The following is a 579-nucleotide window of genomic DNA, read 5'->3' as shown; positions in this document are numbered from 1 at the left end:
CCAAGTCGACCGTATCGGAAGCTTTCGCCGAGTGCTGGTTGTTCGCGCGGCCCTGATCAACCGCCATCGACGGCGAGGCATTCTCTGTTGGCAAGCCCTTCCGCGAGGCAATGCCAAACTGGCGACTCGAACAGCTCCCCAGGTTCGCCAATCCACGAACATGAATCCGGCCTCGGGGCGTCTGGCCTCAGGCGGCCAGACGTCCGCAAATGGGCGCCAAGCCGCCCAAAGCTCCAGTCATCAGGCTGAAAAGACGGGAGTCTCCGCAAAACCACAATGTCGCCGCATCAGGGCGACGACACGATCCCTCGATATCCTCGCATGCAGGCTACCGCTTCCCGCGCCGCAGAAGCGTCTCGTCACGCAAGGGCATCAATGACTCGGTCATAATCGTAGCGTCCCGCGCTTGAACTAGATCGGTTCGACGTGATCAGCGCAAGTCAGAAGTTATGGGCCCGTTTCTAAGAGCTGAAGTTCTTGAAATATTTGGCCGGTGACGCGCCAAGCGCTTTCTTGAACATGGTGATGAATGCGGATACCGATTCATATCCAAGGTCTCCCGAAACCTGCTGTACGGTC

At 58.2% G+C, this 579-nt stretch carries 1 protein-coding gene; it reads right to left on the bottom strand.

Annotated features, from left to right (window positions below; translation table 11 throughout):
• Positions 1-461 precede the first annotated feature (461 nt).
• A partial coding sequence (locus AC1DIN_RS29915; protein ID WP_476812360.1) for a helix-turn-helix domain-containing protein occupies positions 462-579 on the bottom strand: 118 nt, incomplete at its 5' end.

The sequence above is a fragment of the Allobosea sp. 05T438 genome (assembly GCF_056396025.1).
Note: the sequence above shows the minus strand (reverse complement) of the source record. Positions and strands in the feature narration are given on the sequence as shown.